This is a genomic window from Stappia albiluteola, from assembly GCF_014050225.1.
In the GTDB taxonomy this organism is placed as follows: domain Bacteria; phylum Pseudomonadota; class Alphaproteobacteria; order Rhizobiales; family Stappiaceae; genus Hongsoonwoonella; species Hongsoonwoonella albiluteola.
Genome location: NZ_JACFXV010000048.1, coordinates 7501 through 30092, shown reverse-complemented (window position 1 = coordinate 30092; position 22592 = coordinate 7501). Strand labels below are relative to the sequence as shown.

The 22592-nt window shown below is 65.5% G+C and carries 19 protein-coding genes (1 of these 19 running past the window's edge); 8 read left to right on the top strand and 11 right to left on the bottom strand.

Going from position 1 to position 22592, the window contains the following annotated elements; all coding sequences use genetic code 11:
• The first annotated feature begins 50 nt into the window (after positions 1 to 50).
• Both H2509_RS21180 and H2509_RS08360 read left to right on the top strand, forming a co-directional pair.
• Complete coding sequence (locus H2509_RS21180) at positions 51 to 2189, top strand: GumC family protein (protein WP_182164240.1); 2139 nt, start codon at positions 51 to 53, stop codon at positions 2187 to 2189.
• A gap of 39 nt (positions 2190 to 2228) precedes the next feature.
• Entirely contained in the window at positions 2229 to 3803 is a 1575-nt protein-coding gene (locus H2509_RS08360) for an O-antigen ligase family protein (RefSeq protein WP_182164238.1), read from the top strand.
• Here the strand turns inward: H2509_RS08360 and H2509_RS08355 are convergent.
• The gene (locus H2509_RS08355; RefSeq protein WP_182164236.1) at positions 3712 to 4605 is read right to left on the bottom strand and encodes a glycosyltransferase; all 894 of its coding nucleotides are present in this window, start codon (positions 4603 to 4605) and stop codon (positions 3712 to 3714) included. The genes H2509_RS08360 and H2509_RS08355 overlap by 92 nt on opposite strands.
• Positions 4606 to 4740: 135 nt before the next feature.
• On the opposite strand from H2509_RS08355, the gene H2509_RS08350 reads away from it, so the two are divergent.
• The 3 genes from H2509_RS08350 to H2509_RS08340 are packed head-to-tail and all read left to right on the top strand — an operon-like array spanning position 4741 to position 8601.
• A complete protein-coding gene (locus tag H2509_RS08350) occupies positions 4741 to 6081 on the top strand; it encodes a lipopolysaccharide biosynthesis protein (RefSeq protein ID WP_182164234.1) in 1341 nt (446 codons plus the stop codon).
• Positions 6074 to 7510, top strand: coding sequence for an O-antigen ligase family protein (locus H2509_RS08345; protein WP_182164232.1), 1437 nt, complete (start codon positions 6074 to 6076; stop codon positions 7508 to 7510). The genes H2509_RS08350 and H2509_RS08345 overlap by 8 nt, the downstream gene beginning before the upstream one ends.
• Positions 7507 to 8601 carry a glycosyltransferase gene (locus H2509_RS08340; protein ID WP_182164230.1) on the top strand — a complete coding sequence of 365 codons (1095 nt, stop codon included), beginning with the start codon at positions 7507 to 7509 and terminating at the stop codon, positions 8599 to 8601. The genes H2509_RS08345 and H2509_RS08340 overlap by 4 nt, the downstream gene beginning before the upstream one ends.
• Positions 8602 to 8613: 12 nt before the next feature.
• Here the strand turns inward: H2509_RS08340 and H2509_RS08335 are convergent, their stop codons facing one another.
• The 3 genes from H2509_RS08335 to H2509_RS08325 form a co-directional block, all read right to left on the bottom strand.
• Positions 8614 to 9552, bottom strand: a complete 939-nt coding sequence (locus tag H2509_RS08335; RefSeq protein ID WP_182164228.1) for a homocysteine S-methyltransferase family protein — start codon at positions 9550 to 9552, stop codon at positions 8614 to 8616.
• Between the two features lie 92 nt (positions 9553 to 9644).
• Positions 9645 to 11603, bottom strand: a complete 1959-nt coding sequence (locus H2509_RS08330; protein ID WP_182164226.1) for a CHASE2 domain-containing protein — start codon at positions 11601 to 11603, stop codon at positions 9645 to 9647.
• A complete protein-coding gene (locus H2509_RS08325) occupies positions 11600 to 12211 on the bottom strand; it encodes a FecR family protein (RefSeq protein ID WP_182164224.1) in 612 nt (203 codons plus the stop codon). Before H2509_RS08325 ends, H2509_RS08330 begins: the two co-directional genes overlap by 4 nt.
• 133 nt (positions 12212 to 12344) lie before the next feature.
• Here H2509_RS08325 and H2509_RS08320 point away from each other — a divergent pair, with 133 nt between their 5' ends.
• Entirely contained in the window at positions 12345 to 13052 is a 708-nt protein-coding gene (locus H2509_RS08320) for a Crp/Fnr family transcriptional regulator (RefSeq protein ID WP_182164222.1), read from the top strand.
• 508 nt (positions 13053 to 13560) lie between these two features.
• On the opposite strand, the gene H2509_RS08315 is transcribed toward H2509_RS08320, so the two are convergent.
• From H2509_RS08315 to H2509_RS08285, 7 genes are all read right to left on the bottom strand, one after another.
• Complete coding sequence (locus H2509_RS08315) at positions 13561 to 14694, bottom strand: Gfo/Idh/MocA family protein (RefSeq protein WP_182164220.1); 1134 nt, start codon at positions 14692 to 14694, stop codon at positions 13561 to 13563.
• Positions 14695 to 14705: 11 nt separating this feature from the next.
• A complete protein-coding gene (locus H2509_RS08310; RefSeq protein ID WP_235974817.1) occupies positions 14706 to 15476 on the bottom strand; it encodes a sugar phosphate isomerase/epimerase family protein in 771 nt (256 codons plus the stop codon).
• Between the two features lie 31 nt (positions 15477 to 15507).
• Positions 15508 to 16587 carry an ABC transporter ATP-binding protein gene (locus tag H2509_RS08305; RefSeq protein WP_182164218.1) on the bottom strand — a complete coding sequence of 360 codons (1080 nt, stop codon included), beginning with the start codon at positions 16585 to 16587 and terminating at the stop codon, positions 15508 to 15510.
• Positions 16588 to 16592: 5 nt separating this feature from the next.
• Positions 16593 to 17477 (bottom strand): carbohydrate ABC transporter permease, encoded by an 885-nt coding sequence (locus tag H2509_RS08300; RefSeq protein WP_182164216.1) that lies wholly within the window; start codon positions 17475 to 17477, stop codon positions 16593 to 16595.
• A complete protein-coding gene (locus tag H2509_RS08295) occupies positions 17474 to 18394 on the bottom strand; it encodes a carbohydrate ABC transporter permease (protein WP_182164214.1) in 921 nt (306 codons plus the stop codon). The genes H2509_RS08300 and H2509_RS08295 overlap by 4 nt, the downstream gene beginning before the upstream one ends.
• 71 nt (positions 18395 to 18465) lie before the next feature.
• A complete protein-coding gene (locus H2509_RS08290) occupies positions 18466 to 19707 on the bottom strand; it encodes an ABC transporter substrate-binding protein (protein ID WP_182164212.1) in 1242 nt (413 codons plus the stop codon).
• A gap of 266 nt (positions 19708 to 19973) precedes the next feature.
• A complete protein-coding gene (locus tag H2509_RS08285; protein WP_182164210.1) occupies positions 19974 to 21014 on the bottom strand; it encodes a LacI family DNA-binding transcriptional regulator in 1041 nt (346 codons plus the stop codon).
• A gap of 261 nt (positions 21015 to 21275) precedes the next feature.
• Here H2509_RS08285 and H2509_RS08280 point away from each other — a divergent pair, with 261 nt between their 5' ends.
• Both H2509_RS08280 and H2509_RS08275 read left to right on the top strand, forming a co-directional pair.
• Positions 21276 to 22334, top strand: a complete 1059-nt coding sequence (locus H2509_RS08280; protein WP_182164208.1) for a sugar phosphate isomerase/epimerase family protein — start codon at positions 21276 to 21278, stop codon at positions 22332 to 22334.
• 2 nt (positions 22335 to 22336) lie between these two features.
• Positions 22337 to 22592, top strand: the start of a protein-coding gene (locus H2509_RS08275) for a Gfo/Idh/MocA family protein (RefSeq protein ID WP_182164206.1). Its footprint extends 923 nt past the window's final position; 256 of the gene's 1179 nt are visible here — the first part of the coding sequence; it begins with the start codon at positions 22337 to 22339; the stop codon falls past the right edge of the window.

Below are 22592 nucleotides of genomic sequence, written 5' to 3'. Positions count from 1 at the left end.
AGTTTTCGCGTCCTTTCACCCTTCATCCGATACAGCCGGCGGGCGGTTCCGTGACCCATGAACCGGAAGGCCTGCTCAAATGGGCGGTCGAGATCTTGAAGCGGCAATTTCTGGTTGCCGTCTCCGTTTTTCTTTCCCTTGTCATTGTATGCGTGCTGATCGTGGCACTGCTGACGCGCTTTTATTCGGCAACCGCGCTCGTGGTCTTCGATCCGAGCGAAGCCGAACTGCTCGGCATCACGGAGGCGGGCCAGCAGGGCGGCGCCACGCTTGGCGTGATCGAGACGGAAGTGGAGATCGCCCGCTCCGCCGACGTGCTGAGCGCCGTGATCGAGCGGCTGAACCTTTCCACCGACGACGAGTTCCGCTACCGGCCCTCCTCGGTCAACCGGGTGCTGGGCTGGATCGGCCTGAGCCCGGTCGCCGATCCGCTTCTCGACGGCGAGGACGGCGAGTTGCGGCGCGAAGCTGAGCGCACGGCGGTGGTGCAGAACCTTTCCCGCGCGCTGAACATTCGCCGGCAGGGCATCACCAGCATCCTGTCGATCTCGGCGGAAAGCCGCTCGCCGGAAAAGGCGGCGACGATCGCCAATGCGGTGGCGGAGGAATACATCGCCTTCCAGGCGCGCAACAAGGCAACGACGGCGGCCAAGGCGGCCCGCCTGCTTTCGGCGCGCGTGGAAGCCATGTCGGCGGGTATCCGACAGGTCGAGGACCGGCTGGATCTTTTCATAGCCTCCGCGGCCGAACGCTACGGCTCCGGCGAGGTGGTGGCCCGCGTGAAGAGCCTGAAGGCGGAGCTGGAGCGCGCGGGAACGGGCGCCGAGCGGCTGCGCGCCGAGGCCGCTAGCCTGGCGGGCCTCAGCCGCAGCGGGCTGAAGGGCGTCAATCCGGAGCTGCTGCGCAGCGACGGCGATATCGCGAAGCTGATGGCAGAACGCCAGGAGCAGGAAGCGACGCTCGGCAAGCTGCAGCCGAACGAGAAATCGAAGCTCACGGCGACCCGCAAGCGCCTTGCCGAACTGGACCGCGATCTCGATGCCGCGGCCGGGCGCTTCGCCGGCCGGCTGGCGGAGGAGCGCGACGCGGCCGACCGCCGGGTCGACGAATTGCGCGGTGCGCTGCAGGCGAGCCTCGCCGATATCACCATTCCCAACGAGGGCATGGTGGAATTCTACACGCTGCAGCAGGAAGCCAAGTCGAGCCGCGATCTCTACGACGCGACGCTGTCCAGGCTGCGCCAGCTGGAATTACAGGCGAATTTCGCCATTGCCAATTCGCGTCTCGTCGCCCGCGCGCTGCTGCCCGAACGCATCAGCTTCCCGCCGGTGAAGATCATGCTGGGCCTCGCCTTCGTGCTGGCGCTGGCCGGCGCGGGAGCGGCGGCGGTACTGCGCGAGCAATATATCGGCGGCTTCCGCTCCACCGAGCAGGTGGAGGCGCTGACCGGCCATACGGTGCTGGCGTCGGTGCCGCGTTACCGCCCGCCCTCGGGCAGGCTGGCCAACGCGCTGATCGAAACGCCGCTCAGCCACTATGCGGAGACGATCCGCCGCGCCCGCCTCAATATCGAGGTCTCGCTCGACTTCCCGGAGAAATTCTCGCTCATGGTCACCTCGACGACGATGGGAGAGGGCAAGTCGACCCTGTCGCTGGCGCTGGCGGAGACCTTCGCGGAGGCCGGCCGCAAGACCATCCTCGTCGATGCCGACCTGCGCCGGCCGTCGATCGCCGGCATGGTGGACGGGGAGGTCGATGCGGGCCTCTTCGACGTGCTGACGCGCACCGACGTGCCGCTGGAGCATGTCATCGTCCGCGACCGGCGCATGCCCAACGGCAACCTGTCCTTCCTGTTCGGGGCGGATAATCCCGGCCTGCCGACCGACCGGCTCGTCGCCTCCGACCGCTTCACGGAACTGCTGGCGGGCCTGACCGGCTATTTCGACGTGGTGATCATCGATACGCCGCCGATCGGCCATGTGGTCGATGCCGGCATCATCGCCCAGAAGGTCGATCTCAGCCTCTATGTCGTGCAGTGGGGGATGACCAGCCAGATCGAGGTGCGTACCGGCATCCGCGAACTGGAAAAGGCGCGGGCGCGCTCCCTGTCGCTCGTCGTCAACCAGTCCGGCGAGAAATCGACCTCCAGTTCCGCACAGGGCGGCTATTATTACTACACCAAGGGGTAATGCCTCATGTGAGCGCCCCGGTTCAGGAAAGCCCGGACCTTGCCGCGTGAAAGCCGGTTTGCCGCTTTGGCCTTTCTTCTCGCGCTTGCCACGGTCATGCTCGCGCCGCTGCCGCTCGGCGCCAACCGTCCGCTGTTCTGGGCCTTCGATGCGGTGTTGTGCGGAACGGCCCTGGCATTGGCGGGGACCGCGCAACTGCGGGGTGCGGCCGGCCCGATCGGGACGACCCGCGAATTGAGGATCGCCGCCGCGATCTTCGCCGCGCTGATCGCATGGATGGCGGTGCAGGCGCTGCTGCCGCTGCCGGGAGGCCTGCGCCACCCGCAATGGGTCGCGGCCGAAGCGCTGACGGGCCGCGAGCTTCCGGCAACCGTCAGCATTTACCCGACAGGCACGTTCGATGCGATCCTGCGCTGGCTGAGCGCGGGCGCGCTGTTTGCCGTCCTGCTGATGACGGTCAGGACTTTCCGGCGCAGCGAAGCCGCCCTTGCGGCGCTCGCCGGTGCGGGCACGGCGTATGCGCTTTGCGGCCTCGTCCTGCATCTCAACGCGCCGTATCTGCTGTCGGGCGTGCAGAAATGGGCCTTCTTCGATTTCGTCACCGGCCCCTTCGTCAATCCGAACAATTTCGCCACCTATCTCGGCATGGTGCTGATGATCCTGCTGGCGCTGGTGCTGGCAAGGATCGATGCGTTCCAGCGGCGGTCGGTCACGAGATACCGGGGCGGCTTCGTGTTGCTGTCGGCGCTGCTGCAGCCGGCCACACTTGCCTTCACGGTGATGGCGGTCGTCGTCTTCCTGGCGCTGCTGGCCACCGGATCGCGCGCCGGCATCGCCTCGTCGGCGGCCGGAGCGGTGGTGGTGCTGGTCGTCTTCTCTTTCCGTTCGCGCGAGCGTTCCGGCCTTGCCACGGTGACTGCCGCCGTGCTGCTGGCGACGCTCGTGCTTGGCATCCTTGTCTTCATCGGCGGTGCCATGACCGGGGGGAGCAGCCAAGAGGCGAGCGATTTCGGCAACCGGGCGGGGCTGTGGCGGGATTCCGTGACGGCGATGCTGGATCGTCCGATCCTCGGCCACGGAGCCGGCGCCTTCGGCGAGGTCTTCGCCACCTATCTCGGCACCGACATCCATGCGGGCCGCACATTCCGCGACGCCCACAACACATACCTGGAGCTTGCCGTCGAACTCGGCCTGCCGGCGGCCCTTGCCGCCGCCGCAATGTTTGCCGCGCTTTTCCTGCCGGTGGTCCGCTCCACCTTCCGCCGTGGCCGCCCCTATGCCGCGCCGCTGGCGGCAACCGGCGCGATGACCGTCGTCGCCGTGCACGCCTTTTTCGATTTTTCTATCCAGCTTGAGGCGATCGCCTTCACCTTTTTCGCGATCGTGGCGATTGCCGAAGCGCAGGACGGGATTGCTGGAAACGAAGAGGGGGATGGCGCAAGCCGGCCGTTCCGCAAGCGTCGGCAGCGGATGAGGCATGGCCCTTCGGCGACAGCAGAGCGGGCATCAACGCCCGAGGCGGCTACTTCGCGGCCGATTGCCGCTCTCGAAGCCGCAACAGGCGATGGCGCAGCGACGACCGATAGAGGCGGTCCGCCCAGGAGCGCGGAATGAGACGCATCACGAAACGGGCGAAGGCCAGGCCATGAGCGGGCGACAGCAGGCCGCGCGTCTTGCGGATGTAACCCGAATAGAGCTGAAGCTCGACGAGGCCGCGTTTCAGCGAGGTGCGCCTGGCGAAAAAGGCGCCTGCCGTGCGGAAGCGGACGAGGCGCTCGGGCACGTTTCCAAGGCGGTGGCCGGCAAGCGCCAGCCGCATGACGAAGTCGAGATCCTCGGAAAGATAGTAGGGCCGGTAGCGGACCATCGGGTCGGCAAGGATGGCGCGTCGCATGGCGTAGCTGGGATGCAGGACCGGGTTCACGTAGGCCATCGCCTGCACGATCGTCTCGTGCCGGAGCGGGAAATTGCGGTCACCCTGTGGCGTGCCGGCGAGGTCGATGTCGATCGCCTGCGCGCCGATCAGCGACAGATCCGGGTGGGCGTCGAGATAGTCGATCTGCAGGCGGAAGCGCGACGGTTCGCTGATGTCGTCGGCATCGGCCCGGAAGACGAACTCCTCATCCTCGAGCTGGTCGATCAGGCTGTTGAGGGTAAGGGCGAGGCCGATATTGCGCCGGTTGCGCTGAACCTTGTGGATCAGGCCCGGGAAAGCGGAAATCACGGCCTCGATCCTGGGAGGTACCACGCCATCGACGCCGAGATAGACGCGGATGTCGTGGGAGGCGATGTCCTGCCCGGCGATGGATTGAAGTGCGGCGGCAAAGTGAACCGAGTTGTCATTGCGGTAGACGCACAAGAGAACGGCGGCAGCGGGCCGGGCACTCGTGCCCATATTCCTGATCGTATTGGACATTGCTTTAAACCGCCGCAGGGTTATTCGGGTATCTCATCTATTATTAAACAAGCAAACATAGATTGATATTCGATAAAGACCGAAGGAAATCCGAGGGGGTTATTTGGCGTTGCGTATCGAGGGGCCTCATACCACATGCTGATGAAGGTCATTGCGGCCAGGAATGCGCCGGTGATGCGGTTCCTCGCATCCGGCATCTGGATTTCCGGGCTGCGCGTTGCGGGACGGGGAGCGCTGTTCCTGGCGACGATGCTGATGGCGCGCGCCCTTTCGGCGGACGAGTTCGGCGCCGTCGCCTTCGTCCTTGCCTATCTGATGGTGGCAAGCCTGGTCGGCTCCTTCGGGCTGGAGCAGATGGCGCTGGTGCTGATCGCGCGGCTGCGCGGCGCGGGCCGGCGCGGCGAATTGCCCATGCGCTGCCGGAGCATGCTGGCGCGGCGCGCCTGGACGCTGCTGATCGTACCGGCCGGCGTGACGGGCCTTGCCGTCAATGTCCTGCACTCGCCCGCCGACCTTCTCGCAATGTTCCTCATCAGCCTCGGCCTGTCGCTGCTTGCGGTGCTGTCCGGCGCGCTGCGCGGCACCGACCGCCCGCTTGCCAGCACCATCGTGCAGGAACTGCCACGCGGCGCCGCATTGCTGATTGCCGCCTTGATGATCCACGCGGGACTTCCGCATGCGCTGTTCTGGTGGGCCGTGCTGGGATTTCTTGCCCTGTTCCTGATCGCTTCCCTTGCCGTGACGGCCGCCGCCGTGCGGCATGAGGCGAAGGACGCACAGCAGGACACGGCCGATGGTGGCGGGCAGGCGGGCGAGGCGGTCGACATGCCGGCGCAGACGCCCTTCATGCTGATCCTCTTTGCCACCAATCTCTATGTCTGGCTCGTGCCGCTGCTGCTGGAGCGGCTGACGGATATCGCCGAGGTCGGCGCCTTCAACGTGGCGATGCAGTATCCGGCGCTCGTCTCCTTCGCCTCGACCTCGCTTTCGATCCTCTACATGTCGCGCATTCCCTTTCTGCAGCAGAGCGGGACGCTGTCGAAGATGCGGGCGGAACTCAAGGCCGGCTCCGGGCTCGTCCTGGCGATGGCGCTGCCGATGATCGCCGCGCTCGTCTTCCTTGGCGAGCCGCTGCTTGGCCTGTTCGGCGAGGAATACCGGCGCACCTATGCGGCGATGCTGGTGATTACCGCGGCGCAGGCCGTCGCGATCTCCTGCGGGCCGGCCGGCTACATGCTGCTTCTGACCGGGCGCGAGAAGCTGAACCTCGCCGTCATGGCCTCGACCAATGCCGCCGGCGTCGTCGTGGCCGCGCTGCTTGCGCCGTCATTCGGCCACATGGCGGCGGCGATCGGCTTTCTTGTCGCAAACGTTTCGGCCAACCTGTTCATGGCGTTCTACTGCGTGCGCGCGCTTGCCATGAACACGACGGTAAGTTGCCTCGTCTGGTGGCCGAAGGAAGCCCGCCATGGCTGACGCGCAAACCATGGATACGGGACGGGAACAGGCCGGGCAGGCGGCGCGAGCCGGGTGGCGGCCGGGACCGGCGAGCCGGTGGCTTGCCGTGCTCTTCATCCTGCTCCTGCCGTTCTCGGCTGTGGATATCGGCCTGCCGCTCGGCGATTTCGCCCATAATGCGGCATTGCCTTTCTTCCTGGCGCTGGCTCTCGCCTGCCTGTCGGTGCTGCGGAGCGGAGACCTGCGCTGCTTGGCAGGACGGGACGAGGCCTATTTCTTCGCGCTCGTCTTCCTCGCCTATTTCGGCTGGTGCGCTGTAACCACGCTGATCACCGGCGTGATCTTCGAGTATCAGGCGCTCGACGCGTTCGGCTTCAGCCCTTTCACCCATTCGGTTGCCCGTTTTCCGATCCCCGTCTTTCTCGGTTTCGTCATCCTCGTTTCCTTCCTCGTCGCGCGTTTCGTGCTGTCGGCAAGGGCGCTGGACCGGGTGCTGTTCGTCGCGGCGGGGATCGTGACCGTCTACGGCTGGATGCAGTTCTACGCGCTGGAATTCCACCCCGGCTGGTACACGAGGCTGGCCCTGATGCTGGAAGGCGCGCGCACCGGTCAGGATTTTCTCAACATCGACTACGTGGCGCTGAAGGGTCGCATCAACCTCACCACCTACGAGGCGGCGGAAGGGGCGCGGCTGGTGCTGATCCTGTTCCTGCCGGCGCTCTTCACCATGCCGCTTACCGGCCGGCTGGCCCGCCTCTGCCGGGCGCTTGCCGTCGGTTCGATGTTCCTGTTCATACTCGCGGCGGAAACGCTGGTCGGGCTTGCCGGCCTCGGCGCGCTGATGGCGATGCTGCTGCTCATGGCGCCAAGGCGGCTGCAGATGCTGCTGGCGCTGCTGATCCTGATTACGGGTGTTGCGGGCTACCTGCTGCTGCCGCCGGAATTCGCCGACCGGCTTCACCTGATCCTGACCAATCCGGGGCTGGCGCAGGCCGATGAATCGGCCATTACCCGGGCGGCCTTCGCCTATGCCTCGCTGAAGATCGTGCTTGTCCATCCGCTCTTCGGCATCGGCTGGTCGAAGGACATTTTCTTCATGAGCGAGGCGATCCCCGAATGGGGCAATACCTGGGAGGTGATGCGCTCCGTCACCACGGGCGAGGCGGTGGCGGCAAAGAGCCTTGCCGTGCGCATCCTGCTCTATGGCGGCGTCCCCGCCTTCCTGCTGCTTGCCTGGTTCTATCTGCGCCTGACCGTCATCGGCGTGACGCGCTTCGCCCGAACCGCCGACCAAAGGTGGAAGCGGCTGGTGCTGGTGCTCGTGACCTTCGGCGTCTGCGGCATCATCGACGGCGGCATCCTGTCGACGCTCTATCCCTGGGCCGCGCTTGGCCTGGCGTTGGGCGGCGCGGCCGGCGGGAAGCGGGCCGCCGGAGCGCGGTCATGAACGGGAACGCTCCAAAGGTGCTGTTGCTGAGCGGCTTCCACCCGTCGGCGGAGGCGGTCTCGTCGGGGCCGAAGATCGTCGCCCGGGTGATCCGCGATTTGGAAGCGAAGGGAAGGGAGGTCGTCACCGTCTCCTTCGAGAACGAGCTGGACCGGGTGCATCACGCCGAAGGCTTTCGGCCGGCCGGAGCGGAAGGAAGCCGCGTCTTCCGCCTGACGACGGCAAGGCGGATCCTGGCCGCGCTGCGCCATCCTCTGCTTCCCTTCGCCGCCTCGGCCCGGCCCTTCGTCGCCAGACGCTACGTGGAAGCCTTGCTGAACGGGGACGCGTTCGAGGCGATCGAGGTGGAGTTCATCCAGGCGATCGAGGCCTTGCCGGAAAGCGCCTGGAAGGATGCGCGCCTCGTCAGCCATGACGTGCTGACGCAGCTCTACGCCCGCAGGCTCGCCCACGCCCATGGGCTGAAGCGCATTGCCGCGTGGCTCGAATATCAAAGGGTGAAGCGCTGGGAGCGGCGTGTTTTCCGCAAGGTCGGGCGGATCGTCGCGCTGAACGCCAAGGACAAGGCGCTGATCGAGGAGATCTCCGGGCGGAGCGACGTTGCGGTCCGCTATCCGGAAATCCGGGCCTATATCAACCCGAAGGAGCGAACGGCGGAAACGGTCGAGCCCGGCACCCTGCTCTATTGGGGCCATATGGGCCGGGCGGAAAATGCCGATGCGGTACTTTATTTCGTCGCCGAGATCCTGCCGCTGATCCGCAGGCAAAGGCCGGATACGAGGCTGATCGTCGCCGGGATCGATCCGCCGGAGGAAATCCGCAGGCTGCAGGGACCCGGCATCGAGGTGACGGGTTTCGTTGCCGATCCCGCGCCGCTGTTTCGGCGTGCGGAGATCGGCATCGTGCCCTTGCGCCTGGGCGCCGGCATCAAGATCAAGACGCTGGAGCTTCTTGCCAGCGGCCTGCCGGTGGTGGCGACGACGGTCGGCGCGGAAGGCGTGGAAGCCTCGCCGTTGCTTCGCGTCGCCGACCGTCCGGCGGACTTTGCGGGAGCAGTACTCGGCCTCATGGCCGCGAAGGCGGAAATGTGAGGCGTTACCTCCTCACGTACAGGCCAGCGAGATCTGCTCGACATGGCGGCAATCGGTGCCGCAGCAGCCGCCCAGCACGCTGATGCGCGGCATGCGGCGGCGGATTTGCGCATATTGCCGGCCAAGCTCCACCGGATCGCCGTCGTCGAGGTCGGTCGCCTGATCGAGCTCGGCGTGGCTGCGGCTGGAGGCATTGGCGCGCAGACCGCGAAGACGGTTCGTCCACTCGCCGCCCTCGGCAAGCACGCTCATGAAATGCGTCGGGTGAGCGCAGTTGATCATGTAATAGGCGGGTGCCCCGCCGGTCGCCGCATCGACCGCGCCAATAGCGCGCGGCAGGCTCTCGCCGGTCGGCAAGTTGCCGTCCGTTTCCAGCGTGAAGGAGATGGCGACCGGTAGCCCGGCGGCAACCGCCGCCCGCGTGACGCCGATCGCCTCCGGCGTGTTCGTCATCGTGATCGCCGTCACCATGTCGGCCGCCGTATCCCGGAAGCACCCGATCTGCGCGGCGTGATAGTTCTGTGCTTCCAGCGGGCTCATCACCTCGCCCGGATCGTAGCCGTCGCCGCGCGGACCGACGCAGCCACTGATGACGATCGGCCGCCCGTTCGGCCTGTCCTCCGCCCGAAGCTCTTCCAGGAGTTCGATGGAGGTGCGGTTCGCCTCTGCCAGATCCTCCGCCGAATAGCCGAGCTTTTCGCCCCAGTCGGGACTCGCCCGCCAGGTGGCGCTTTCCAGCACGAAGCCGGTGTTTTGCGCCCGGGCGATGTCGAGATACGGACGATAGTAGCGCTTCAGCGTTTCGCGCCCTTCCGCGCTGCGCAGCAGGTCGAAGGCGGCGAAATGAGGCAGATCCCGCCCGTCGTGAAAGATGAGGCAGGTCTCCAGTCCGCCATCCGTCAGGAACAGGCGGCCGGAAAGCTGCGGCAGCGCATTTCGATATCTTGCCATTTCTGGTTCTCCCGTCGAACCCGTCTTCATGCCCCTCCGGCCCATGTAGGTGATCGAGAGCGTTTCGCGATGTGACGGCTTTCACACCATGGTCAGGATGCGGCGCCGGCGACCCAAACGTCGATGCGGCCCTCCCGGCCGCGGATCGGCAGGCCGGAAAGCCGCGCCATGCCCTCCAGCAGGTCGGTGCGCCCGGCGGCGGCGACCGCGTCATGCGCGGCCTCGGAAACGACGAGGGCCGAGTTGGTTTCCTTGGCGATTTCCTGCAACCGGCTGGAGACGTTGACCACGTCTCCGGCGACGGTCGCATGACCCTGCGTCTGACCGCCGAGGACGGCCGCGACGACTTCGCCGTAATGGACGCTGACGCGGATGCGGACGGGCTCCGGGATCGCTTCGTCGGTGCCGGAATTGAGCTTTCCGATCGCCGCGATCAGCCGCCGGCCGCAATCGAGGGCCGCAGCGCTGTCGGCGGCGCCGGGCTCCGGCAGGCCGAAGACGATCATGGCGCCGTCGCCCATGAACTGCTCGATGACGCCGCCGCAGGCAAGGGCGGCTTCCTCGAAGACTTCGTGCAGGCGGCGCAGGAAGGCCACGGTGCCTTGCGGGCCGAGCCGCTCGCTCAAGGTGGTGAAGCCCGCGACATCGACGAACACGACTGCGGCAAGCTGCGGCCTGTCGTCGAAGCTCGGCCGCGCTGCCGTCGCCAGTGTCTCGGCCAGGAACGGCGAATGATAGCGGGCGAGGTTCTGCCGCTCGTTCATCAGCCGCGACGAGATGCGCTTCTGCAGGAAGATGCGGGCCGCGAAGGTGCCGAAGCTCGCCACGCCCATGGCGAGAAGCAGCGTGGTGGCATCGAGCCAGACCCGGTATTCGGCGAAGGCGAGGTAAAGAAGGACCAGCGCCGCCAGCCAGACGGCGAGCGTCAGACCGGCAGCCAGCCAGAGATTGGCGCGGTTGGCAGCCAGGAACGCGGCAAGGGCGGCAAGCAGCGCAAGGCCGAGATCGAGCCGTGCCGTGCCCGCTCCCCGGATCAGCTCGGTTCCGCCCAGGATGTTGTCGGCGGCCGTCGCCAGCACCTCGACGCCGGGCAGGGTATCGGAAAAGGGCGTGGCGAAGGTGTCCCCGGTCCCGAGCCCGGTCACGCCGATGAAGACGAGGCGGCCGCGAAAGGCATCGGCCGGCACGTCGCCGTTCACTGCATCGATGAAGGAATAAGTCGGGATGGTGCCGGGCGGACCGTGGAACCCGATCGCCATCGTGGCGAGGTCGTCGGAGGCGATCCGGCGTTCGGCCAGGGTGACGCCGCCGGGCCGCTGCAATTGCATCTCTCCGCGTGGCAGGTTCAGGTGAAGGCGGGCGGCGGTAAGTGGCAGCGCCGGCAGGACCAGCATGTCGGAAAGCTGAAGGTCGAGCGGCAGGCGGCGCAGCGATCCGTCGCTCTCGCCGACGATGTTCACATGGCCAAGCAGGGCGTCGCGCGCAAACGGGGAGACAGGCAGGTGCAGCCGGCTGGGGGCGGGGCCCGGGACGCCGCCACGGGCGCTGACCACGTCGAAGGCGCTGCGCGACAAGGCGGACAGGAGCACGTCGTCGAGGTCGTCGAGGCGGGCCTCGCCGCTGTCGTCCTCGCTGAACGCGCCGGTCATGGCGATGACGGCGGGCGGACCTTCGGCCAGCATCCGCTCAAGCGCCATGTCCTCGACGGCCGACTCGCCCGGCTGCAGCAGCAGGAGATCGAGGGCGATGGCAGTGGCTCCGCCCTTTGCCGCCGCATCGACCGCTTCGGCGATGTCGGCGCGCGACAGGGGAAAGCGCTCAAGCCGATCGATCGTCCTGTCGTCGATGGCGACGATGGTAACGTTTCCGGTGGGCTCGGTTTCGCCACGCAGGTGATAGCGCATGTCGAGGAGGCGCCCCTCGACACCGCTGAGGACCTTCTGCCCTTCGCCCGGGTGCCACAGGCCGATGAGGCCGGCGGCCAGGAGAATGAGGATACCGGCAAGCCAGGGAAGCTTGCCAAGGCTTTCCTCGGTGGAATTGCGTGTCATCTCCAGTTCAGTCCAAGCCGGCGTTCGGCTTCCGCGATACGGGCCGCGCCCCAGCTGCGCTTGCCGGGGGTCGCCCCGCTCCCGTCGGCATCGATGCCTTCGCCGGGTTGCAGGGTCGCCGCCGCGCCCGAGGACGTGCGGACGTCGACGCTGCCCGCGCGCACGAAAACGCTGCTTCTTTCCCTCGACGCCTCGACCAGCCAGGTCGTCGACCGCACGGAGGCGATCAGCGTCGGAGCCTTGACGCGAAAGCTCTGCCAGGAGCGGCTGGGTGCCACGATGCCGACGATGCCGTTGGTGATGCGCAAGAGCACGTTCTCCTCGCCGCGCCCGGTCAGCGAGCCGATATCGACGAGCGTGGAGGGGCCGACGGTGACGACGGTGCCGTCGTCGCAGCGGAGCTGGACCCGCGAACTGGCGCCGGTGCGAATGCGGGAGGAGGCGGAAAGAGCATCGCCCGGACGCACGCCATGCCAGCCGCCGCCCGAAGACACCTGGAGGTCACGCCCCGTCATCCGCTCGACCGTGCAGTCGCGTGCCTGTGCGATCCCCGACATCGCGACGAGCAGGACGATTGGCAGGGCGAGCCGTCGCCAAAGCGCAAGCATTACGTCACCTTGATAATTGCGGCAGTCGTGCCGAGGGAAATTTTTGTTGTCGGACAAGAACATTGTATATCATCGCAGTTGCGAAAGACACGCATGGCCGGAAAGCGTCGGTAGGACGGACGAGGGAGTCGTCATGACATTTGTCAGCGGTCACGAGACAAGAGCCTCTCTTTTAAGGAATTGCTTTCTGTTCGCCGATCTCGAGCCGGATATCCTCATCAAGGTGGCTTCGGTTACTACGCCGCAATCCTTCGGCAAGGGGCAACTCCTGTTCGAGCGCGGTGACGAGCCGAACGGGCTTTTCGTCGTCGTGGACGGGTTGATCAGGGTCTGGATCAACAGCGAGGATGGCCGCGAACTGACGCTGAACCTCATCGAGCCGGGCGATGCGCTGGGCGAGATCGCGCTGCTGGACGGCCTGCCGAGGACCGCCAACGCGACGGCGATCGAAGCCTCGCAGACACTCTGCGTGCCGCAATCGCAATTCTCCGCGCTGCTCGACAGCGAGCCGGGCCTCGCCAGGCACATCATCGAACTGCTGTGCGAGAGACTGCGGCGAAATACGGAAGACCTGAGCAATTTCGCCTTTCTCGACCTGCGCCAGCGCCTTGCGGCGAAGCTTGTCGACCTTGCCTTCGCCCATGCCACGATCACCGACAACAGCGCCCGGTTTCATCGCCGCTTTTCCCAGACCGCGCTCGCCCAGATGCTCGCCGTCAGCCGCGAAGCGGTGAACAAGGCGCTTTCGGCGCTCAGCCAGCAGGACCTGGTGGCAATCGAAGGCGGGATGATCTCGATTCCGGACATCGAGAAGTTGAAGAACCTCGTCCGGGCGCCCTGAGGCTGCGGCCAACCTTCCCTATGGTTAATTTCTGCATGCCTGCCATGCATTGCTGTGACCTGTGTCACAGCAGAACTAAAGTCGCATACCTATATGCCTTTCGTCGCGTCGGCGGAGGGTTAGCCGACATATGTGGTGGGCTGACGCATGGAATGCATGAAGGCCTGAGAAGTTTGACCGGTGGCGATAGATGAAAAGCTAGGGCTCGCGCCGCCCGGTCGAGGAGGAATTTCGAAATGCGGCGTATCATGGGGGGAACGTCCCCCGTCGCGAGGGTCCTGCGCAGCTTGAGCCGCGCCTCGCTGGTAGAAATCACCGATCAGAGAATCCTGGAAGAAATTCAGTCCCGCCTGGAAACGGACGGTTACCGGGACGTCAGGCGCTCGCCGTTCTTCACATGGAAGAGGTGAGATGGCGAGTATCGGGTTCGAGAAAGTCCGGATGCCGGACCGGCCGGGAGCCGGTCCGGCATGACGGGCACGATGCAGCTATCCGCATAATGCTGTTGTCAGAGGAATACTTCCTCGCCATCGCCGGGAAGCACGGGCGCGGGGCGCTCGCAGGTGCTTTCGATCGGGATGCGACGGTCCTCCGCCGACGCCCGTTCGAGGCCTTCCATGATTTCCAGGACGTGCAGAGCCATCTCGCCGCTGGCGCGGTGGGGTCGTCCGGCGCGGATTGCCGCCGCCATGTCGAAGACGCCGGCCATGCGATAGTCGGCGACGCGGTTGCCGTTGCGAAGCTCCCTGTTGGGCGCGCCGAAGGGCCGTCCGGAGATCGATACTTCCTGCCAGTCGCCGGATTTGGCTGACACCTTCACCGTGCCGCCGAAGAAATTCGGGTCCGGATTGAGGATGCTGCCCTCCGTGCCGTAAAGCTCGATCGGCTGGCGGGTGTGTTTCCACACGTCCCAGGAAGCCGTGAAGGCGATATTGGCGCCATTGCGGAAGGCCAGCGCGCCATTGACCGTGGTCGGCACCTCGACCCTGATCTCCCTGCCGTTATGCGGTTCGGTGGTGACCACGCGCGTCTCGCGACCCTTGGAGGCGTGGGCGACGACACTTTCCACCGGACCGAGGCAATTGACGAGCTGGGTGATCGGATAGCAGCCGATGTCGAGTACGGGTCCGCCGCCGCGCTGGAAGAAGAAGAACGGATTGGTGTGCCACATTTCCATGCCGGGGGTGGCGAAGGTGACGGCGCCCGCGACCACCTTGCCGATGCGCCCCTCGTCGACGAGAGTGCGGACCGTCTGATGGCCGGCGCCAAGAAACGTGTCCGGCGCCGAGCCGATGCGCAGCCCCCTTGCGGTAGCCGCCTGCACCATTTCGCGAGCCTCGGCATAGGTGACCGCGAAAGGCTTTTCCGAATAGACATGCTTGCCGGCGGCGAGCGCCCGGTGGCTGATTTCGGCGTGAGCCTGCGGTACGGTGAGATTGACGACGATGTCGATTTCCCGATCGGCCAACATCTCCTCGAACCCGACCGCCGCGACGCCGAAGGCTTCTGCGCGCGCCTTGGCGGCGTCGGGATTGATATCGGTGACGGACTTCACAGCCACGATGCGGGAGCGCGCGGCACCGAGGAGATAGGCCTCGCTGATGATGCCGCAGCCGACAATCCCGAGCTTCATTTCCTGCATGGGCGTGCTCCTCAGCCGAAATGCCGCAGCAGATAGGCGCGGCTGTTATGGGCGAAGCCGATCGGGTCCTTCGGCTTGTCGTGTTCAAGCACCATCCAGCGTGCACCGCGCGCCCGCGCCTCGCCGATGAGATTCGGCCAGTCGAGGGTGCCGCCGCCGATATCGGCCCAGCCGTCCTGGTCGATATTGCTGCCGGTCGGTGCGATATCCTTGATGTGGATGGCGGTCAGCCGGGTCTTTTCCCGCTCCATCCAGGCGATCGGGTCGCCGTCGCCGCGCACCAGCCAGGCAAGATCGGCCTCGAAGGTCAGCTTCGAGCCACCCGCCCCGGCGAAGAGATGCTGTAGCGGCGTGCTGCCGTCGTCGAAGGGGTTCAGTTCCCAGTGGTGATTGTGATAGCCGAGCGCGAGGTCGTATCCGGCCATGCGTTCGGCCATTTCGCCAAGCTCGGCGCCGACCGCATGCCAGCGTTCGGCGGAAAGGCCGCGCTCCTCCACGGGCACTGCCGGCATGTAAAGCTCCTCGATGCCGACGATCTTCGCCTGCTCGGCCACCCAGTCGAGACGGCTGCGCAGATCCGTCATCGCCACATGCCCCGTCGGCGCGCCAATGCCATAGCGGTCGAGCAGGGCGCGGGTGCCCTTCGCGTCCGCAAGATGGCTGCCGATGGTCTCCACCCGCCTGAAGCCGGCTTCGGCAAGGGCGGCAAGCTGGCGTTCCAGATCGCCATACTCGCGCAGGGAATAGAGCTGGATGGAAAGCTCTTCGCTGAGGTTCATCATCTGCTGCCTTTCGGGTGAAGGAAGGTCGGGATCACAGGCGCTCGCCGCTTTCGCTGTCGAAGAGGGAGACGCGGGCGGGGTCCGGAGCAAGGGTCAGCATCTCGCCGCGCTTCAGGCTGACATCGCCCGGCAGGCGAAGCTGAAGCGAGACCTGCCCGTTGCCGCACCACACCAGATTGTCGGCGCCGTGGGTTTCCAGAAGCTCGGCCTGGAAGCCGTCCCAGGGGCCGGCCGGATCGAGGGCAAGATGCTCGGGGCGGATGCCGAGGGTGACGAGCCGGCCGGTCTCCAGGGCGCGGGGTGCGTGTTCGGCGGCCAGGGGCAGGGCGAGGGCGCCGGAGCGGAAGATCGGACCTTCGCCGCCCTGGTCGATGCGGCCCTCGATGAAGTTCATCCGCGGGCTGCCGACGAAGCCGGCAACGAAGAGATTGGCGGGACGATGATAAATCTCATGCGGCGTGCCGAGTTGCTGGATACGGCGATCCTTCATGACCGCGATGCGGTCAGCCAGCGTCATGGCCTCGATCTGGTCGTGGGTGACGTAGATCATCGTCGTGCCGTTCATCTGCTGGTGCAGGCGCTTGATCTCCACCCGCAATTCGTTGCGAAGCTGGGCGTCGAGATTCGACAGCGGTTCGTCGAACAGGAACACCGCCGCATCGCGCACCAGCGCCCGCCCGATCGCCACACGCTGGCGCTGGCCGCCGGACAGCTGGTCGGGGCGGCGGTCGAGCAGGTGGGCGATCTGCAGCAGTTCGGCCGCCCGCTCGACGCGCCGGGCGATTTCCGCCTTCGGCGTCTTCGCCATGCGCAGGCCGAAGGACATGTTTTCCCGCACGCTCATGCGCGGGTAAAGCGCATAGGACTGGAACACCATGGCGATGCCCCGGTCCTTCGGCTCCTCCCAGGTGACGTTGTTGCCGCCGATCCAGATCTGGCCTTCCTCGACCTCGATCAGGCCGGCGACGGCGTTGAGCAGCGTGGACTTGCCGCAGCCCGAAGGCCCCAGCAGGACGACGAATTCGCCTTCCTCGATATCGAGCGAAATGCCGTCGAAGACCTTCAGGCTGCCGAAGGCGACGGAGACATCATTGACGGAAACAGCGGACATGAGCGTCACCCCTTCACGGCGCCGGAGGCGATGCCGCGGACGAACCAGCGGCCGGAGACGAAATAGACGGCAAGCGGCACGATCGCCGTCAGCATGGTCGCCGCCATGTCGACGTTGTATGTGCGCTCGCCCTGGGTGGAATTGACGATGTTGTTGAGCTGCACGGTCATCGGCAGGTTTTCCCGCCCGGCAAAGGTCAGGCCGAAGAGGAAGTCGTTCCAGATGCCGGTCACCTGCAGGATCGTCGCCACGATCAGGATCGGCGTCGACATCGGCAGGATGACGAGCAGGAAGATCGACCAGAAGCCGCCGCCGTCGACGCGCGCCGCCTTGAAGAGCTCGATCGGCAGGCCGGCGTAGAAGTTGCGAAAGAGCAGGGTCATCACCGGCAGGCCGAAGATGACGTGGACGATGACGATGCAGGCCAGCGAGTTGTAGAGCCCGGTCGTGGCGAAGATGCGCACCAGCGGATAGAGGAAGACCTGATAGGGGATGAAGGCGCCGAGCAGCAGGATGCCGAACATCATGTTCGCTCCCTTTACCCGCCAGAAGGACAGCGCGTAGCCGGTGACGCAGCCAAGCGCGATGGACAGCGCGACCGAGGGAATGAGGATCTTCACCGAGTTCCAGAAACCGACGCGGATGCCGTTGCAGTCGAGCCCGGTGCAGGCCGACGCCCAGGCCTTGAGCCAGGGCTCGAAGGTCAGCTCCGAGGGGAAGGCGATGATGCTGCCGAGACGGATTTCCTCCATCGTCTTCAGCGAGGTCATCAGCATGATCCACAGCGGCAGCAGGAAGAACACGGCCGCAATCGCCAGGAAGGCATAGACGCCGATGCGATCGACGGTGAGATGACGCGGCTTGCGTCCGGAAGGCGCCGAGGTTGTCATGCACGCCTCCCTTGCGGGCGGATGTAACGGGCATAGACCCAGGGTGCGAGCACGGCGGCGACGGAGATCAGCATCATCGTGGCGGCCGCGGTCGCCAGGCCGATGTTGTTGCGCTCGAAAAAGTGGTCCATGACGAATTTCGCCGGCACTTCCGAGGCAATGCCAGGCCCGCCATGGGTCATCGCGACGACGAGGTCGTAGAGCTTGACCACGCTGGTCGCCAGCAGCACGACGGCGGTGACGATCATCGGCCCGAGCAACGGCAGGACGATGGACAGATAGACCCGCCACGTGGGGATGCCGTCGATGCGCGCGGCCTTCCAGAGATCTTCGTCGACACCGCGCAGGCCGGCGAGAAGGATGCACATCACGAGGCCGGAACCATGCCAGACGCCGGCGATGACCAGCGTATAGACCACCATGTCCTGGTTCACGAGCCAGTCGAAGGTGAAGCTTTCGAAGCCGAGATCGCGGACGATCTTCTGCAGGCCGAGCGTGGGGTTGAGGAACCATTGCCAGGCAAGGCCGGTCACCACGAAGGACATGGCGTAGGGGTAGAGGAAGATGGTGCGGAAGGCGGCTTCGCTCCTGACCTTCTGGTCGATGAAGACGGCAAGCAGGAAGCCGAGCACCAGGCAGCCGGCGATGAACAGCACGCCGAAGAGAACGATATTCTCCACCGAGATGAGGAAGCGCTCGTTGGCGAAGAGGCGCGAATATTGCCTGACGCCTACCCAGTCGAGCACCGGCAGGAGCTTGGAGCTGGAAAAGGAGAGGCGCACCGTCCAGACCATGCAGCCGAGATAGACGACGAGCACGATGACGGCGGCCGGCAGAAGGGCGAGGCTGGCCGCCGCGTTCCAGCGGCGACGCGTGCGCGGGACGGCCGCCTCGGCGGCCATGGAAACCGATGCCATGAGAAGAACTCCGGGTTCGGGCCGACCTGCCCCCGGACGGGGGCCGGGGGCAGGCCGGGATCGGGATCAGCTCAGCTTGCGGAGTCCATTGCGCTCACGAATTTTTCGACGAATTCCTCCGGCGTCATCGACGGGGTGCTCCAGAACTGGGTGATCACGTCACGCGTGGCGCCGACAAGGTCGGGGCTTGCGATATAGTTGATGCTCGCGACCTGGTTATTCGGGTCCTTCAGGGTCTGGACACCCGTCTGGGCGCAGGCGTCCATCGCGGAGACGTCGATATCGAGACGCACCGGCACCGAACCTTTCTTCAGGTTGAAGGCGATCTGCGTCTCCGGCGACAGCATGAGGCCGGCAAGCTTCTCCTGCGCGGTCTTCTGCGCCGCATCGTCGATCTTCGGGAAGACGAAGACGTCGCCGCCCATCACATAGCCGCCCGGCATGACCGTGCAGCCGTATTCCTTGTCCGGCGTCAGGCCGGCGGCGATGAATTCGCCCTTGGCCCAGTCGCCCATCAGCTGCATCGCGGCCTTGCCGGTGATCACCAGCGCCGTGGCGTCGTTCCAGTTGCGGCCGGGGCTGCCTTCATCCGTCATGCCGCGAAGGGCCGCGAAGGTTTCGACGGCTTTCAGGAATTCCGGGCTTTTGGCCGCGTCCGTGTCGACCTCGCCGTAGACCTTGGCGAAGATTTCCTGGCCGGCTTCGGCAACGACGATCGCGTCGAACAGCAGATGGTCCTGCCAGTTCTGGCCGCCATGGGCGAGGGGGATGAAGCCGGATTCACGTAGCTTCGGCCCGGCGGCGATCATGTCCTGAAAGGTCTTCGGCGGTTGCAGGCCGGCCTTGCTGAAGACGTCGGTATTGTACCAGAGCCAGTTCTGGCCATGGATGTTGACGGGGACGGCGTAGAACTGGCCGTCGCGGTTCGTCGCCTTGACGATGGCGGGAGGCAGGGCGTCGCGCCAGTTGTTGGCAGCGGCCACGTCCTCGACGGACCGCAGGAAGCCGTTGGCGACGAGTTCGTCGAACTGCTTGCCGGTGTTGAACTGCATCGCGGTTGGCGGATTGCCGCCGACGATCCGGTTGATGCCGGCGGTGCGGGCATTCTGGCCGCCGGCGATGGCGGTGTCGATCCATTCTCCTCCGGCATCGGTGAAGCCGTCGGCGAAGACTTTCACGGCTGCGGATTCACCGCCCGAAGTCCACCAATGCAGCACTTCCGCCTTGAGTTCCTCGGCACTGGCCGTGGCGGCAAATGCAGGCGCCGTGCAGGCGAATGCGGTTGCAAGCAGGATCTTGCGAATGGAATGCATGGCTCGTCTCCTCCCAGTTCCGGCCAGCGCGATGAACGCAATCGATTGATAATTCAGCGATTCCGCTAATCTGTAATCGATTACATTTCAGGATATGCTTGTTTGTAATCGATTACATCGATAGTGCTAGCACACAAGCCGGAGACTGAAAAGGGGGAGTGGCGACGAAAGCTGCAATCTGACCGCGAGATAGGGAAGCCTTCCTGACCGGTCTACGAGCGAAAAGCCTGGCGATCTCTGCGGAAGTCCGGGCCTAGCCGGATAGGTCAGCTTAGTGCACGCGTGCTTTCGCGAATGACGAGTTCCACCGGCAGCACCTCGTGACCGGACTTCAGCGACGCATCCTTGGCGGCAGCCCCGTCCTTGTCGATCAGCGCAAGCAGCATTTCCGCCGCAAGCCGGCCAATCGTGTCGCGAGGCTGATGCACCGTGGTCAGCGCCGGCACGAAGCGTTCGGCGATTGCGATATTGTCGAAGCCGACGACGGAGACGTCGTCGGGTACGGCAAGGCCGTGACGGTGAAGTTCCGAGATGAAGCCGAAGGCCATCTCGTCACTGGAACAGAACATCGCGGTGGGCCGTTCCTTCATGGAAAGCCAGCGCCGGGCGGCGGCGGCACCCGATGCCATGCTGAAATCGCCGGAGAAGAACCAGTCGTCCCGCCGTTCGAGCCCTTGCGCCGTGATTTCTTCCGCCGCTCCCTTTGCCCGCGCCGAGGTGAGCACGTTTTCGAGCGGGCCAAGGATATGGCCGATGCGTCGGTGTCCCAGCCCGGCCAGATGCCGGATCGCCAGCCGCGCGCCCTCCTCGTTGTCCACCCGCACCGACGGCAGGTCGGTGTCGTCGATCCATTCGCAGGCGAAAACCAGCGGGGGCAGTGCCTTGGCCTGCTCGCGGCTCAGCCGGATCTCGTCGGCAAGACAGCCGTCGAGCAGGATCAGCCCGTCGGCGCGATTGTTGCTGAGATAGTCGAAGATCCGGCCTTCGTTTCCGCGCGCCTGGGCGGTATCGGCGATCAGCACATTGTAGCCGGCAGGCGAGATGGCACCGGCGATCGACGACAGGATGAGCGAAAAGAACGGATTGGCGAGGTTGGGCACCAGCACCACGATCGAACCGGTCTGGCGGCGGCGGAGGTTGCGGGCGGCGAGGTTGACGGTGTAGCCGGTCTTTTCGACGGCCGCGCGCACCCTGTCCCGCGTTTCCTGCGAAACCCGGTCCGGATGGGACAGCGCGCGGCTGACGGTCGCCGTCGAGACACCGGCGGCAAGCGCAACGTCGCGGATGCGCGGCAAGCTCCTGGACATGCTCTCCGGCTTCTCCTTCAAGGGCCCTGCCGACGAGGGCGCATGCGGTGTCCGAACTGGCGAATTTGCAATAACGATGGCAAATTCTCTCAGCCCCGGGGCCGGCATTATCAAGCGTGAGCCACGGGATATCCGGTTGTAATCGATTACACAACGGAATATACAACTATGTAAACGATTACAGGACGGCTCGGCCGGCCAGATTGCGTTTTGCTGGCGCTCCGTCCCGGAAAATGAACGACGTCTGGGAGGAACGTGGTCATGAAGACGATCAAGGGTCCGGCGCTGTTTCTTGCGCAATTCGCAGCCGACGAGGCGCCCTTCAATTCCTGGGATGCGATCACGCGCTGGGCGGCCGATTGCGGTTATGTCGGCGTGCAGGTACCGAGCTGGGACGGCCGTCTTTTCGATCTGGAAAAGGCCGCGGCGTCTCAGGACTATTGCGACGAGTTCAAGGGCAAGGCGCTAGAAAACGGCGTCGCGGTGACCGATCTTTCCACCCATCTGCAGGGACAGCTCGTGGCGGTTCATCCGGCCTATGACGAGGCTTTCGACGGATTTGCAGCACCCAAGGTGCGAGGCGATCCCAGGGCGCGCCAGCAATGGGCGGTCGAGCAGGTGAAGAACGCGATCACGGCGTCCCGGCGTCTCGGCCTTGGCACGCTCGCCTCCTTTTCCGGCGCGCTGGCCTGGCCCTTCGTCTATCCTTGGCCGCAGCGCCCGGCCGGCCTGATCGAAACGGCCTTCGACGAACTGGCGCGCCGCTGGAGGCCGATTCTCGACCATGCCGAGGAGAACGGGGTCGACATCTGCTACGAAATCCACCCCGGCGAAGACCTGCATGACGGGGTGACCTTCGAGATGTTCCTGGATCGCGTCGGCAACCATGCCCGCGCCAACATGCTCTACGATCCGTCGCACTACGTGCTGCAGTGCCTCGATTATCTCGACAATATCGACATCTACAAGGATCGCATCCGCATGTTCCACGTCAAGGATGCGGAGTTCAATCCGACCGGCCGGCAGGGTGTCTATTCCGGCTACCAGAGCTGGGTCGACAGGGCAGGGCGCTTCCGTTCGCTTGGCGACGGGCAGGTCGATTTCGGGGCGATCTTCTCCAAGATGGCGGCGAACGATTTCGGCGGCTGGGCGGTCGTGGAATGGGAATGCTGCCTCAAGCACCCGGAGGACGGCGCGCGCGAGGGGGCGGACTTCGTCAGAAGCCATATCATCCGCGTGACCGAACGCGCCTTCGACGACTTCGCCGACGGCGGCGCCGACATGGCCGCCAACCGGCGCATGCTCGGGCTGGAGGGCTGACCATGGCGATCGAAGCAGCGAACGAGGCCCGCCCGGCCCGTATCCGGCTGGGCATGGTCGGCGGCGGCAAGGACGCCTTCATCGGTGCCGTCCACCGCATTGCCGCAAGGCTCGACGATCAGTTCGAACTGGTGGCCGGCGCGCTTTCGTCCACGCCGGAGAAGGCGCGCGAGTCCGGCGAGATGCTGGGGCTTGCTCCGGACCGCATCTATGGCGACTTCCGCGAGATGGCGATCCGGGAAGCGCGCATCAGGAACG